The following is a 14,660-nucleotide window of genomic DNA, read 5'->3' on the forward strand; positions in this document are numbered from 1 at the left end:
TTTGTCATATCCTGAATTTAGGCTTTGTTTTTTTATGATGTATGTTTTTTGTTGAGGTTAATTTTATCGTTTTAATAAGAGGAACAAATAAATTTAACTTTCAATAAAAACTAACTAATTATGAAATCCAAATTATTACTAACAGTACTATTACTGTTTACATCTTTTGCATTCTCGCAGAACTTAGATGTATCAGGAACGGTATTAGATGCTTCTGGTTTATCATTGCCAGGTGTAAATGTAAAAGTTAAAAATTCGTCTAAAAGTACAACCACGGACTTCGACGGATCTTTTAAACTAACCGATGTTCCAAAAGGAACTGTAATTGTTTTTAGTTATATTGGTTACAGAACGCAGGAAGCCGCTGTTTCTGGAACTAAAATGACAGTTAAAATGAGCGACGATGCTAAGTCACTTGACGAGGTCGTTGTTATTGGTTACGGTACTCAGAAAAAAAGAGAAGTTACCGGAGCTGTAGCAGTTTTAGACAGTAAAACTCTAGATGTCTTGAAACCAGCAAGAATCGAACAGGCTTTACAGGGAACAATTTCAGGGGTGAATGTAACGACGCAGTCAGGAGCGCCGGGAGCACCGCTTGATATTCGTATTCGTGGTATAGCCACAAATGGTGAAAACAAACCAACCGTTATTATTGATGGTTATGTTGGAGATTTAGGAGTACTGAATCCAAATGATATTGAAACCATTACAGTTTTAAAAGATGCTCAGGCAGCAATCTACGGAACGATTGGTGCAAACGGAATTATCCTGGTTACTACTAAAATGGGTAAAAAGAATTCTAAAACCAGAGTTTCATTTAATAGTTATGCAGGTTTTCAGCAGACTTCAAGAAAACTGCCTACTTTAAACGCTACGGAATATGCACTGCTTTTAAATGAGAGTTATGCAAATGGAGGAAGACCATTGCCTTATCCAAATGTGAGTTCACTTGGAAAAGGAACAAACTGGCAGGATGAAGTTTTCGAAAATGCTCCAATTATCAATAATGATTTAACAATTTCTGGAGGATCTGATAAAATTACTTATTCTATCAGTGGTTCTCATTTAGATCAGGAAGGTATTGTGGGAGGCGATAAATCTGGATATTTAAGAAATACAGCCAGAATTGCTCTTGGTGCAGATTTAAGTGATAAAATCAAATTAAAGACTAACGTTATTTATACGTATTTTACAAGAAAAACATTAAATGAAAACGGATTAGGTTCTGTACTTTTTAATGCCTTAAACGTTCCGGCTGCATTAAGTCCGTATGATGCAAACGGCGATTTTACTTTAGTGCCAAGCACAACAGGTTTAGGAACAGAAATTATCAACCCGTTAGCACAGATTGCAAATACGTACAACGATTATAACTATAAAAAACTGAACGGAAATTTTGGTTTAGATTATAAAATCTTCAAAGGATTTACATTATCAGCTTCGATAGGTTTTAATACTTCAAACAGCGAATCTAAAGATTTTGCTAAGCAGATTAGTTACGGAGGAAAAGTATTTGATGTGCAGAGAAGTTCTGTAACTCAGAGAGCTGTAAATGATAATGATTATTCATTTGACCTTTTTGCAAACTACAATACTAAAATTGCGGAAAGCCACAATATTACAGGAACTTTAGGAACGACTATTTACAAACAATGGGGTAACGGACTTACTGCAACTGGTTTTGATGTGCCAAATAACGTTTGGGAAAATGCAGATATTTCTTTAACAAAAGGAACTTCAGAAACGCTTACTAATAGTGCTTATGTTTACGATCAAAGAAGACTTTCTTATTTTGGAAGACTCCAGTATGATTATAAAGGAAAATACCTTCTTTCTGGTATGATAAGACGTGATGCTTCAACTAGATTTGGTCCAGGAAACAAAGTAGGTTATTTTCCTTCTTTTACAGCTGGATGGGTAGTTTCTGATGAAAGTTTCTTTGGACAGCCTAAATTTGTAAACTTCTTAAAATTCAGAGCGAGTTACGGAACTTTAGGAAATGACCAAATTCCTAATTACGGATATTTAGGATTATTAAATGGAGAAGCTACTTATGTATTTAATGGTACTTTAGTAAATGGTACAGGACAAGGGCAGGTTCCAAATCCGGATTTAAAATGGGAAGATGCTCAAAAGTTTGACGTTGGTTTAGACTTAAAAATATTAAACGACAAAGTTTTCATCGTTGCTGATTATTTTATTGATACCAGAAAAGATTTATTGATTCCTAATATTCCGGTTTCAGGTATCAACGGTACTGGTGCACCTGGTGCAAGTGCGCCGACTTTAAATGCTGGAACGGTTAAAAATTCAGGTTTTGAATTTGCGATCGATTATAAAGATAAATTTTCTGATGCTTTCACTTTCAGTGTAGGTTACAATGTTACTTTCCTTAAAAACAAAGTTACTGAAGTAAATAACGGAACAGGATTTATTGAAGGCGGTGCTTTTGGTGTTGGTCAGCCTGCTCCATCAAGAATGGAAATTGGTAAACCAATGGGATACTTTTATGGATACAAAACGGATGGAATTTTCCAAAGCCAAGCCGAAGTTGATGCACATCCATCACAGTTAGCTTTAGGAGCAAATGCTGCGCCTGGAGACATACGTTATGTTGATTTAAATGGAGATGGTGTAATTGATACAAAAGATAAAACCAACATTGGAGATCCAATTCCAGATGCTACAATGGGTTTCAATTTACAATTAAATTACAAAGCTCTTGATTTTGCTGTATTTACATTTGCATCAGTAGGAAACGATATGGTTCGTAACTACGAAAGAACACTTTCTGATGCTAATCGTATTAATTATGTTTTAGACAGATGGACAGGACCGGGCACAAGTAATTCGACACCAAGAGTAACAACAGGAGCTACATCAAATAATGTTTTCTCAAATTATTATGTTGAAGATGCTTCTTATGTAAGAATTCAAAATATACAGCTTGGTTATACACTAAATCCAGAAATCTCAAAAAGAGCAGGAGTATCAAAATTAAGACTTTATGCAGGAGTAAATAACCTTTACACATTTACAAAATACAAAGGTTTTGATCCGGGAGCTTCTTTTGGTCCAGGCAATCGCGACAACGTTTCTCAATCTCCAATCGGAGCAGGAATTGATTACGGATTTTATCCAATCCCAAGGACGTATCTATTGGGCTTAAACCTTAATTTTTAATTTGAATTAAAATGAAAAAGTATTTATTTATATCCACTATAACACTGGTTTTGTTTTCGACCGCACTAACATCATGTTCGGATGAGTTTGTAGATCCAAAACCAGAGTATTCTATCGACGCTGAGAATTACTTTAATTCTAAAGAAGAATATGACAATGCATTAATTGCAGCTTACGATTTACTGCAGTCTTCTTATGTAAATGTTTTATTAGGAGAAATTGCTTCAGATAATACACTTTGCGGAGGAGAAAGCCCAACCGATGTAATTGGTTTCCAGCAGATCGATGATATGATTCATACACCTGTAAACAGTAATTTAAGAGATATCTGGAATTGGATGTTTGCTGGTGTTCAAAGAGCAAATTATATCCTTGAATTTCAAAATAAAACAGATTTTCCGGGAAGAACCCAAGTCATAGCAGAAGCACGTTTTTTAAGAGCGTATTATCAGTTTGAGTTAGTAAAATGGTTTGGAGGTATCCCGATGAAAGGAGATGCGAGATTTAAAATTGGAGATGAAAAAATAATTCCCCGCTCATCAGTTCAGGAAGTGTACGCTTCTATAGAAGCCGATTTGATTTTCGCATCTGCTAATCTGTCTCCAAATGCAGCACAGCAGGGACGCATAACAAAAGGCGCTGCTCAGGCATTATTAGGAAAAGCCTATTTGTATCAAAATAAATTTGCCCAGGCTGCAGCTTCACTTGATGCTGTAATTACTTCTGGAAAATACAAATTGGTAACAGATTATAATGCAATGTTTGAAGCAGAAGGAGAAAACGGAACAGAATCTGTTTTTGAAGTGCAGTATACAGATGTTGAAGGAGCAGGATTTGGATGTTTACAATGCAGTGAAGGAAACGTAGCCGTTGGTTTTAATGGTATTCGTAACTATTCTGGGCCTTTATTCTCTTCTGGATACAGCTTTAATATTCCAACTCAGGAATCGTATGATGCATTTAAAAGCGGAGATAAACGTAAAGATGTAGCTATTTTAGATATTAATGCATGGGCATTAGCAAATGCTTCTTATGATAACGGAAACGGTATCACATTCGGAAAAGGGAATGAAGATACAGGTTTCTTCAATAGAAAATATCTTCCAAGAAAAAGAAGCAAAGATGCTGCAGGAGATTTGAACTTAACAAATCCAAACAACTACAGAGCGATTCGTTATGCAGATGTACTTTTAATGGCTGCAGAAGCATATAACAGAGGAGGAATTGATGACGGAAAAGCAAGAACGTATTTAAATGAAGTAAGAAGACGTGCTTTTGGAGATACAAATCATGATATTGCAACTTCGGGAGCAGCTTTGACTGATAATATTTTAGACGAAAGAAGAGTTGAACTTTTTGGCGAAGGACATCGTTTCTTTGACTTGGTTAGAACTGGTAAAGCTGCCGGAACTATCCCTGGCTTTAAAGCGAATAAAAACGAATTATTTCCACTTCCAATTGAAGAAATTCAATTTGCTAACGGAAACTGGGCACAAAATCCTGGATACTAAAAAACATCAATTATGAAAAAAATACATTTTATTATAAATTTTTTCGTTTTGGCAGTACTCATAGGCTGTGCAAACGATGACTTAGATATTGATTTAGACGGAATAGCTTCTCCGGCAAATATTTCTGTCTTAACTACAGTTACGCAGGATAATACCGGAAAAGTTACCTTCCTGCCAAAAGGTGAAGGTGCAACACAGTACAAAATTAGTTTTGGCGACGGAACACCAGATTCTGATTACATAGGAGTTGGATCGACAGTTTCTCACGTTTACAAAGAAGGCGTCTATAAGTCGAAAATTATTGCGTCAGGACTTAGCGGCAAAACAGCTGAAATAGAAAAAGAAGTTGTTGTTTCTTTTAGAGCTCCGGAAAATTTACAAGTTGTGGTAACAAATGATAAATTGGTTTCTAATAAAATAACCGTTACAGCAACCGCTGATTTTGCCTTGTTTTATGATGTGTATTTTGGAGAAGCAGGACATCCTGATCCAATTTCAGCTAATAATGGAGAACCAGTTTCGTACACTTATCAGGCTGCAGGAGTTTATACAATTAAAGTTGTTTCTAAAAGTGCAGCTATTAAAACAACTGAACATACAGAAGAAGTTACGGCAAAATTAGTATTGAACCCAACTACATCTGCACCGGCACAGCCAGGCAGACAAGCAGGAGATGTTATTTCAATTTTCAGTTCTAAATACACAGATATTGCAGGAACTAATTTTTATCCAAACTGGGGGCAGTCAACAGGATTTGCTGAGTTTGATTTAGATGGAGATAAAATGTTGAACTATACAAATCTAAATTATCAGGGAATTGCGCTGGCAGATAATGTTACGATTGATGTTTCAGGAATGGAATATCTTCACATGGATATCTGGACAGCAGATTTAGATAAACTGGCAATTTTCCCAATTAGTAAATCAAATGGAGAAAGAAAGGTTGTAAAAGATCTTACAGCAAACCAATGGACTAGTATAGATATTCCAATTTCAGACTTTACAAGTCAGTCTGGTTTTACAGTTGCTGATATTTTCCAATTAAAATTAGATGCTGTTACGGCAGGAAAAAGCGTTTATATTGATAATATTTATTTCTATAAAACAGCTTCTCAATCAATAGGGTTGCCAATTGATTTCGAATCAACTTTAACTTACGCTTGGGGCGGATTTGGAAATGTAGATGCTTCAGTAGTTACAAATCCTAATAAAACAGGAGTTAATGTTTCTAATAAAGTGGTAAAGCTGGACAAAAAGACAGGGGCTGAAACCTGGGGAGGAGCAAGTTTAAATCTTGAAAATCCATTTGATGCTTCAAAAGGAACTAAAGTAAAAGTAACAGTTTGGTCGCCAAAAGCAGGTGCTGCAATATTATACAAAATGGAACTTTCGACTTCACCAAAAGACGGTAACGGAAATCCAAGTGTTAATTTAGAAGTACAGGCATTAACAACAGTTGCTAATGGATGGGAAGTATTGACATTCGACCTTACAACTGCAGCTTCTTTCAACAGCAGTATAAAATACGACAGAGTAATTCTATTCCCTGATTTCGGCAAAAACGGACTAGGAGAAACGTATTACTTTGATGATATTAAACAATCCAATTAAAACAAGAAATCATGAGCAAGAAATTAATTATAAAGATAGTATCCCTATTTACGATTCTCTTGATGACGGGTTGTCAGAAAGACGATTTTACATTCGGATCAATAACTACACCATCTAATTTAAAGGTAACAGCCGAAATTGTTGGTAAAACGGCCGATGCTCCTTATGGAGACGGATCTGGAATAGTAAAGTTTGCTGCAACTGCAGATAATGCTATTTCGTATAAATATGTATATCCAGACGGAACTTCTGATAATGCTCCAAGCGGAAAAATTTCTAAAAGATTTACCAAAACAGGAGTTAACACCTATACCGTAACTGTTGTAGCAACAGGAGCAGGAGGAGTAGCAGCAAATACAACAATCGATGTTGAAGTAAAAAGTGATTTTAGCGATGATCAGGCCGTTCAATTGCTTACCGGAGGATCTTCTAAAAAATGGTATTGGGCTGCCGGAGAACCAGGACATCTTGGTGTAGGTCAGAACGATGGCGATGCAGAGAAAAACTTCTTCCCTAATTACTACAGTGCAGGAGCATTTGAAAAAGCAAATTCACCAAACAGCAGCTGTTTATACGATAACATATTGACATTCTCTCTTGATGGAGATCAGCTTAAATTCCAATTAGATAACGGCGGAGCAACATTCTTCAATAAAGATTTTGGAAGCGTTGCTGGAGCATCTGGTTTATCAGAAGACATGTGTTTAAGCTATAACACTGGTGCTGCAAAAACAGTTTCATTAAGCCCTTCTGAATCTGTGATAATGAATAACCCAAAACATGCAGAGCAGACAAGAGGTACAACAATGAACTTTTCAGACAATGGATTTATGGGTTACTATATTGGTCAAAATTCTTATGAGATTTTATCACTTACGGCTAACCGTATGGTAGTGAGAGCGGTAATGGGCGGAAATCCGGCATTGGCATGGTACCATACCTTTACAACTACGCCTCCAAATCAAAATCCAAATCCATCAACAGATTATACAAATCTTGTATGGCAGGACGAATTTAATACAGACGGAGCGCCAGATCCTGCAAAATGGGTTTATGATTTAGGAAGAGGCGATAACGGCTGGGGAAATAATGAAAAACAAAATTATACCAGTTCAGCTTCAAACATAAAAGTACAAGGCGGAAGCTTAATTATTACAGCTAAAAAAGAAGCTTCTGGCGGAGCAGATTATTCTTCGGCAAGACTTAAATCAGATGGAAAATATTCTTTTACATATGGTAAAGTTGAGGTTAGAGCAAAACTTCCTTCTGGCGGCGGAACCTGGCCGGCTATCTGGATGCTTGGGCAGAATTATGCAACAAAACCGTGGCCTGCCTGCGGAGAAATTGATATTATGGAACACGTAGGAAACAATCAGAACGTGATTCACGGTACATTTCATTATCCGGCACGTTTTGGCGGGAACGCAGATACAGCATCGAAAACAATTCCAAATGTATCTACAGAGTTTCATGTTTATAAAACAATCTGGAGTCCGGAATCTATCTCAATTTATGTTGATGATACACTGATTCATACACTGGCAAATACTGCATCATTACCTTTTAACAGCAGCTTTTTCTTGATTTTAAATGTTGCAATGGGAGGTAATTTGGGAGGAGCTATTGATGGTGCTTTTTCACAATCTTCTATGGAAGTTGATTATGTTAGAGTATATCAATAAGTTGAGTTAATTAATTAGTAATTCTGAGAAGGTCAGTTTAGGCTGGCCTTCTTAATTAAAAAAAGAATATGAATAAAATAGTTTTACTGCTGTTAATCTGTAGTTTTTCGTATGCACAGGAAACAAAAAGAAAATTAGTCTGGGAAGAAAATTTCAGTAAAAAAAATATAAACGAAAAAGACTGGAATTTTGAACTTGGCGACGGCTGTCCAGATTTATGTGGTTACGGAAATAATGAAAGACAGATTTATACCAAAACAAACCACGAAATAAAAGATGGAAATTTAGTTATTGAAGCCAGAAAAGAAGGAAATACATATACTTCGACCAAAATTACTACAAAAGGCAAAAAGGAGTTTAAATACGGTAGAATTGAAGCAAGGGCAAAACTTCCAGTTGGACACGGTTTATGGCCGGCATTTTGGATGCTTGGAGCTAATATTGATGAGGTAAAATGGCCAAAAACAGGTGAAATTGATATCTTAGAATATATAGGCAGAGATCCTCATATGGTTTACACAACCCTGCATACGCAAGACAGCCACGGAAATACAATCAATACAAAACGTACAGAATTTCCAAATATTGAAGAAGGTTATCATGTATATGCCATTGAGTGGAACAAAGACAAAATTGATTTTTTTGTTGATACAAATTTAGTTTACACCTTCAATCCACAAGTGAAAAATGAAGACACATGGCCTTTTGATAAACCATTTTATATCATTGTAAATTTGGCAATTGGAGGCAATTTTGGAGGCCCTGAAGTAGATGATTCAGTGTTACCGCAAAAATATTACGTAGATTATGTACGGGTTTACCAATAAAAAATAACACTTTAAAATTTCAGTATTAAAACAGGTGTAAGTTGTTTAAGTGATTAATTGTAAGTTATTTACATCTGTTTTTTTAATATCGAAAATAGTTTTTTTTAATCCATTTTTTTAACTATTTTTAATGAAATAAAACATTGCAGTAAAAACTTAACGATTTATTGTTAATTATTATTGTTTTTGTTTGCTTTTTAAAATAAATATTTGTTAAATTTGGTCACAATATTAACATAACTCCAAAAAAAAGATACGCCTATAAAATAAAATTACTTTTTAGAATTACTCCAAATTATTAAAACTAAAAAAGTAGTATTATGGCTGATCTGCATACTCCAGACGCTCTATTAGTAAAAAATTATGTTGAAGGCAGTGAAGCTGCTCTTGCAACATTAATAAAAAGGCACGAATCTAAGATATATGGTTTTATATATTCTAAGATTGCTGATAGAGATATTTCAAATGATATTTTCCAAGACACTTTTATTAAAGTGATAAAAACATTAAAAAGCAATTCTTATAACGAAGAAGGTAAATTTCTTCCGTGGGTAATGCGTATTTCACACAACTTAATTGTGGATCACTTTCGCAAAACCAAAAAAATGCCGATGTACAGAGAAACCGAAGAGTTTTCAATATTTTCAATTATGTCTGATGATTCTTTAAACATCGAAAGCAGAATGATTGTAGATCAGGTTGAGGTGGATTTAAAAAGACTAATCGAAGAACTTCCGGAAGACCAAAAAGAAGTTTTGATAATGAGAATGTATCAAGACATGAGTTTTAAAGAAATTTCAGAATTAACTGATGTAAGTATCAATACAGCATTAGGAAGAATGCGTTATGCGTTGATGAATTTGAGAAAAATTATCGACAAACATCAAATTATTTTGACCAACTAATACTATTTTGAAAATTAGCCCGTTATACTATAATAAAAACACTAACATAGTATGGCGAAAATTTACTCAAAAAAAGCATTAGCTTCTAAAGATTTAAAACCTAAAAAAGAAGTAGTTTCTTTTTTATTAAGTTATTCACAAGCTTTAAAAGTTGTGAAAATCGAAGATAAAAGTTTTGAAATCGTAGCTAATTAAACAGCCCGCTGCTTTGGTCGGATGTTTATTTCGAAAGAAAAACCAAATGGTCGTTTTGGTTAAAAAGCTCACTATTTGTATGCAGATACAGATAGTGAGTTTTTTTATGCAGCAAAGTTGATGAAATTCAAATAATGTAAGGTTTTTGGTGGTTTTTTATTCTTATTTGTTAAAGTTTTTAATTTTTACTCTTATTTGTTAGTTTTTTCGATTATTAATTTTATTTTAGTTAAAAAGTAATTTTTATTTCAGTAAAAATGAGTAATGTTTACTTTTAATATAAATCAACTAACCAACCAGTAATAAATGTTTAATTTAATACCAGTAATTGTATGGCGAAAAACTACTCAGCTTCATTTTAGTTTTGTTTTAGACCTTAATATTTATTAAGAGCAGGATTTTATAAAACGTAAAATCTTTTAAAACCCCAGTCTATTTAATAACAAAACTTTACAAGAAATGAAAAATAACCTAATTGTGTTATCAATATTTCTATTGGTAACAGTAGGAGCATTTGCTCAAAAAGACCAGATAAAAGAAGCTCAGTCTTTGTATGATAAAGGGAAAAACGAAGAGGCATTAGCTGTTTTAAAAAAAACAGAATATTTGATCATCAATGCATCAGATTCAGATAAATCGGATTTCTTCTATTTAAAAGGAAATATCTGCAAAGATTTAGCAGCAAAGAATATAGATGCGATAAATAATTTTGCTCAGGCTTCCAGTGCTTATCAGGATGTTCTTCTGTATGAAAACGATTCACGTAATTACAAATATGCTTTCAAAGCCAATTTAGCTTTAAAAGGTATGAAATCTACATTGGTAGACGGAGCATTTAGTGATTACAAAGCAGGAAAGTTTAAAGAAAGCGCCGCTAAAAGTTATGAAGTGTATCTGATAGATAAAAAAGATACTTTAAACCTTTTCAATGCAGCAGGGTCTTCATTAAATGGAAAAGATTATGTATCAGCAATTAAGTATTATGAAGAGCTTAGAAAAATAAATTATACCGGTAAAGGAATGGTTTATTATGCTATAAATAAAAAAACAAAAACAGAAGAAGCTTTTATTTCAAGAAGTGCGCGAGAATCAAATATTCAGGCCGGACTTTATGAAAAACCCAGAGATTTTCTGCCTCCGTCTAAAAAAGAAGATATTCTTATATCATTAGGATATTGCTACTTAGAAAGAAATGATTATGTCAATGCAGCAAAATATTACGAAAGCGATCTTCAGTTAAATCCAAATTGTCTGGATTGCTGTATTAACCTTGCTTACGTAAAAATGCAGTTAAAAAAAGAAATACTGGATCAGATGAATCAATTGGGTAATAGTCCAAAAGAAATGAAAGAGTATGACAAACTAAGTGCACAAAAAGATGAAATTGTAAAAAGTGCCATTCCTTATCTTAAAAAAGCATTGACAATTGAGCCTAAAAATGAAGAAGCTACAAAAACACTTTTAGGCGTATATCGATCACTTGATATGACAAATGAATACAATGCGTTAAAAAACGGGATGTAAAAAAAACAGAAGCTGCTAAACTTTCTTTTTAGCAGCTTCTTCTAATATTGATTTTTTGCCGATAGTTCTGGTAATAATATCTTTTTCAAGACTCCATCCACGGGCAGGAGAGTATTCTCGTCCGTACCAAATGATCTGCAAATGCAAATCGTTCCATAAATCTCTTGGAAATAATCGTTTAGCATCTTTTTCAGTCTGAGCTACACTTTTACCGTTCGACAAATTCCATCTGTGCATCAATCTATGAATATGTGTATCAACCGGAAATGCAGGAACGCCAAAAGCCTGAGACATTACAACACTTGCTGTTTTGTGTCCTACAGCTGGTAATTCTTCAAGCGCTTCAAAACTCTGCGGTACTTCTCCATTATGTTTTTCAATTAAAATTTCAGATAAACCATGAATTCCTTTTGATTTCATTGGTGATAAACCACACGGACGAATAATTTCCTTAATTTCTTCAATCGACATCTTCACCATATCATACGGATTATCTGCTTTTGCAAACAAAAGGGGTGTAATCTGGTTTACACGTACATCTGTACATTGTGCAGAAAGCAATACGGCAATCAAAAGCGTGTAAGGATCTTTATGGTCAAGCGGAACAGGTATAGTAGGGTAGAGTTCTTTTAAGGTATTTATAACAAATTGTACGCGGGCTTCTTTATTCATTTCCGTATTTTTAATGTTGTAAAAATAGTGTATTTTTGATGATGTGCCTAATCCAGCTTTCCGTTTCAACTCCTCATTGTGTTAGTAACATTTTTAAGTATTTAAAAGAGCTTCCGTTGGTCGCTTTTTAAATACAAAAAATGTAAACTACCACAACTCCGGGGTTTTTACTGCAATCTGGGGCATGAAAATAATTATGAGTTATGAGTTTTGAATTATCTTTATTCTTTGCTCTTATTCTAAAATCAACAATCTAAAATCTAAAATAAAAATATGACAACATTAAAAGCCGGAGATAAAGCACCAAACTTTTCAGGAACAGATCAAGACGGAAAAACGCATAAACTAGCAGATTATTCTGGAAAAAAACTCGTAGTATTTTTTTATCCAAAAGCAAGCACGCCCGGATGTACAGCCGAAGCCTGCGATTTGAGAGATAATTTTGAGCGCTTTAAAGCAAATAATTACGAACTTTTAGGAGTAAGTGCAGACAGCCAGAAAGCGCAGTCAAAATTTAAAGACAAATACGAATTTCCTTTTTCGTTAATTGCAGATGAAGATAAAGCTGTTATTAATGCTTTTGGAGTTTGGGGACCAAAGAAATTTATGGGAAAAGAATACGACGGAATTCACAGAACTACTTTTGTAATCGACGAAAAAGGAATCATCGAAGAAGTAATTGAAAAAGTAAAAACAAAAGAACACGCTTCGCAGATTTTGAAATAGAGTTTTTTGTTTCAAGTTTCATGTTTCAAGTTGTTTTACTTAACGCTTAGTTTTACCGCAAAGCACGCTAAGTTTTTTTGCTTGAGCTTGAGCTGAAACCCGCAAAGTTCGCAAAGCTAAATCTATATAAAGCTATGCGAACTTTGCGCATTTATTAAGTTTGGCCCATAAAAAAATTAGCGTGCTTTGCGGTAAAAAAATACCCGCTCCAACAATAACTTGAAACAAAGAAAAACTCAAACTTAAAACAAAAAAAAGTCCCAATAAAGGGACTTTTTTTATTACGTATTTTGTTCTAATTCTTTCTGAGGATGATATCCGAAAAGATGATGTTCTTTTATAATCTCTGAAATACCGGTTGGAAGCATAGGTTCCCAGCCTTTTTTACCCTGATTGATCATTTTTAGAACTTCACGAGAGAATACTGATAAATTATCCGGATCGTAATCTTCAATATCAACAACTTTTCCGTTAAACTTAAAGAATTTGTAAAGTTCTTTCATTCTTGGATGTACTTTTAAGTTGTTTGAATTCATCAATACACCATCTTCATCTAACATTGGATATAAAAATACTTTCATATCACGATAGAATAATTTTCCAAACGCTTCGAGAATTCCTCCGCTCAAATGGCGATAGTATTTCTCGTCAAAAATATCAACAAGGTTGTTTACACCCATTGCCAGTCCCATACGGGCTTTAGTATAATTAGCGAAATATTCTACTACTTTGTAATACTCCTGGAAATTTGAGATCATAACCGTTTGTCCTAATGAACAAAGCAGTTCGGCTCTATCCATAAAGTCTCTCTCGTCAATCTCACCATCAGAACGTAAATTTGAAAGTGTGATTTCAAAAACAACAAGAGTGTTGCTTTTTTCTACTTTATTTTCTTTAAGGAACATTTCTAATGATTTCTCATACATGTCCATGTTTACTTTTGTAACCGGGCGGAAACTTCCTCTTAAAGCTAAAAGGTTCTTTTTGTAAAGAATAGCAGCAGGCAGAATGTTTTTTCCCTCAGGGTTAAACATCACCGCATCAGTCATTCCGTTTTTAACCAGTTGTAAACTCATTAAACGATTATCAACATCAGCAAAACGAGGTCCGGAGAAGTTAATAGTGTCAATTTCTAACTGATCTTTATCTAAGTGATCATATAAGTAACGAAGTAATCGCTTTGGATCGTTGTATTTGTAAAAAGCACCGTAAATTAAGTTAACACCTAAAATTCCAAGTGTTTCTTGTTGTAGTCTTGCATCAGTCTCTTTAAAACGAATATGAAGAATAATTTCGTTGTAAGCTTCGTCTGGTTCAATTTGGTATCGAATTCCAACCCATCCGTGACCTTTAAATTGTTTAGCAAAATCTATTGTAGCAACCGTATTGGCGTAACTGAAAAAAAGTTTGGTTGGATGTTTTTCGCGGCTTAAACGCTCTTCAATGATCTGTCCTTCATGGGTAAGCATTTTTTTTAAACGCTCTTCAGTAACATATCTTCCGTCGTTTTCAGCACCATAAACGGCGTCGCTAAAATCTTTGTCATAGGCAGACATCGCTTTTGCAATAGTTCCTGATGAACCTCCGGATCTGAAAAAATGTCTAACTGTCTCTTGTCCAGCTCCAATTTCAGCAAATGTTCCGTAAATATTCTCGTTTAAATTAATGCGTAATGCTTTGTCTTTTATAGAAGGAATCTGTTCGATGACTTTGTCACCTTTGAGTTTTATTTCTGTACCCATTTTATTTTAAATAGATTTGTTACAAAGTTAGTAAATTAGGCTTTTAATGAAAGGAAATAATCCTATTTTTGTAAAAAAAATA

General features: G+C 34.2%; 11 protein-coding genes. 9 read left to right on the plus strand and 2 right to left on the minus strand.

All coding sequences use genetic code 11. The features are described from left to right. Positions 1-120 precede the first annotated feature (120 nt). From PQ462_RS07240 to PQ462_RS07275, 8 genes are all read left to right on the plus strand, one after another. Positions 121-3,183, plus strand: a complete 3,063-nt coding sequence (locus PQ462_RS07240; RefSeq protein WP_274252925.1) for a SusC/RagA family TonB-linked outer membrane protein — start codon at positions 121-123, stop codon at positions 3,181-3,183. An 11-nt stretch (positions 3,184-3,194) separates the two neighbouring features. After that, complete coding sequence (locus PQ462_RS07245; RefSeq protein ID WP_073409678.1) at positions 3,195-4,694, plus strand: RagB/SusD family nutrient uptake outer membrane protein; 1,500 nt, start codon at positions 3,195-3,197, stop codon at positions 4,692-4,694. Positions 4,695-4,706: 12 nt separating this feature from the next. Further along, positions 4,707-6,305: a hypothetical protein gene (locus PQ462_RS07250; protein ID WP_274252926.1), complete on the plus strand. Its 1,599-nt coding sequence runs from the start codon at positions 4,707-4,709 to the stop codon at positions 6,303-6,305. Between the two features lie 11 nt (positions 6,306-6,316). Beyond that, entirely contained in the window at positions 6,317-7,987 is a 1,671-nt protein-coding gene (locus PQ462_RS07255; protein ID WP_274252927.1) for a family 16 glycosylhydrolase, read from the plus strand. A gap of 68 nt (positions 7,988-8,055) precedes the next feature. Beyond that, complete coding sequence (locus PQ462_RS07260) at positions 8,056-8,814, plus strand: glycoside hydrolase family 16 protein (protein WP_274252929.1); 759 nt, start codon at positions 8,056-8,058, stop codon at positions 8,812-8,814. A 320-nt stretch (positions 8,815-9,134) separates the two neighbouring features. Next, positions 9,135-9,719: an RNA polymerase sigma factor gene (locus PQ462_RS07265; RefSeq protein WP_274252931.1), complete on the plus strand. Its 585-nt coding sequence runs from the start codon at positions 9,135-9,137 to the stop codon at positions 9,717-9,719. Between the two features lie 51 nt (positions 9,720-9,770). Beyond that, on the plus strand, positions 9,771-9,914 hold the full coding sequence (locus PQ462_RS07270; RefSeq protein WP_274252932.1) for a hypothetical protein: 144 nt from the start codon (positions 9,771-9,773) through the stop codon (positions 9,912-9,914). Between the two features lie 459 nt (positions 9,915-10,373). Next, positions 10,374-11,438 (plus strand): tetratricopeptide repeat protein, encoded by a 1,065-nt coding sequence (locus PQ462_RS07275; protein ID WP_149207958.1) that lies wholly within the window; start codon positions 10,374-10,376, stop codon positions 11,436-11,438. A gap of 15 nt (positions 11,439-11,453) precedes the next feature. On the opposite strand, the gene PQ462_RS07280 is transcribed toward PQ462_RS07275, so the two are convergent. Then, positions 11,454-12,110, minus strand: a complete 657-nt coding sequence (locus tag PQ462_RS07280; RefSeq protein ID WP_274252933.1) for an endonuclease III domain-containing protein — start codon at positions 12,108-12,110, stop codon at positions 11,454-11,456. Between the two features lie 273 nt (positions 12,111-12,383). Between PQ462_RS07280 and bcp the strand changes: the two genes are divergently transcribed. Then, complete coding sequence (gene bcp, locus PQ462_RS07285; protein ID WP_274252934.1) at positions 12,384-12,836, plus strand: thioredoxin-dependent thiol peroxidase; 453 nt, start codon at positions 12,384-12,386, stop codon at positions 12,834-12,836. A 281-nt stretch (positions 12,837-13,117) separates the two neighbouring features. Here bcp and PQ462_RS07290 read toward each other — a convergent pair whose 3' ends face one another. Then, positions 13,118-14,578, minus strand: a complete 1,461-nt coding sequence (locus tag PQ462_RS07290; protein WP_274252935.1) for a TonB-dependent receptor — start codon at positions 14,576-14,578, stop codon at positions 13,118-13,120. Between the last annotated feature and the right edge of the window lie 82 nt (positions 14,579-14,660).

This window comes from Flavobacterium sp. KACC 22758 (assembly GCF_028736135.1).
GTDB classification, from domain to species: Bacteria; Bacteroidota; Bacteroidia; order Flavobacteriales; family Flavobacteriaceae; genus Flavobacterium; species Flavobacterium johnsoniae.

Excerpts from the sequence above, each read along its gene's own strand:
- PQ462_RS07260 (WP_274252929.1), top strand. The coding sequence starts at position 8,056 with ATGAATAAAATAGTTTTACTGCTGTTAATCTGTAGTTTTTCGTATGCA.
- PQ462_RS07270 (WP_274252932.1), top strand. The coding sequence starts at position 9,771 with ATGGCGAAAATTTACTCAAAAAAAGCATTAGCTTCTAAAGATTTAAAA.
- PQ462_RS07240 (WP_274252925.1), top strand. The coding sequence starts at position 121 with ATGAAATCCAAATTATTACTAACAGTACTATTACTGTTTACATCTTTT.
- PQ462_RS07250 (WP_274252926.1), top strand. The coding sequence starts at position 4,707 with ATGAAAAAAATACATTTTATTATAAATTTTTTCGTTTTGGCAGTACTC.
- PQ462_RS07265 (WP_274252931.1), top strand. The coding sequence starts at position 9,135 with ATGGCTGATCTGCATACTCCAGACGCTCTATTAGTAAAAAATTATGTT.
- PQ462_RS07245 (WP_073409678.1), top strand. The coding sequence starts at position 3,195 with ATGAAAAAGTATTTATTTATATCCACTATAACACTGGTTTTGTTTTCG.
- PQ462_RS07280 (WP_274252933.1), bottom strand. The coding sequence starts at position 12,110 with ATGAATAAAGAAGCCCGCGTACAATTTGTTATAAATACCTTAAAAGAA.
- bcp (WP_274252934.1), top strand. The coding sequence starts at position 12,384 with ATGACAACATTAAAAGCCGGAGATAAAGCACCAAACTTTTCAGGAACA.
- PQ462_RS07255 (WP_274252927.1), top strand. The coding sequence starts at position 6,317 with ATGAGCAAGAAATTAATTATAAAGATAGTATCCCTATTTACGATTCTC.
- PQ462_RS07275 (WP_149207958.1), top strand. The coding sequence starts at position 10,374 with ATGAAAAATAACCTAATTGTGTTATCAATATTTCTATTGGTAACAGTA.
- PQ462_RS07290 (WP_274252935.1), bottom strand. The coding sequence starts at position 14,578 with ATGGGTACAGAAATAAAACTCAAAGGTGACAAAGTCATCGAACAGATT.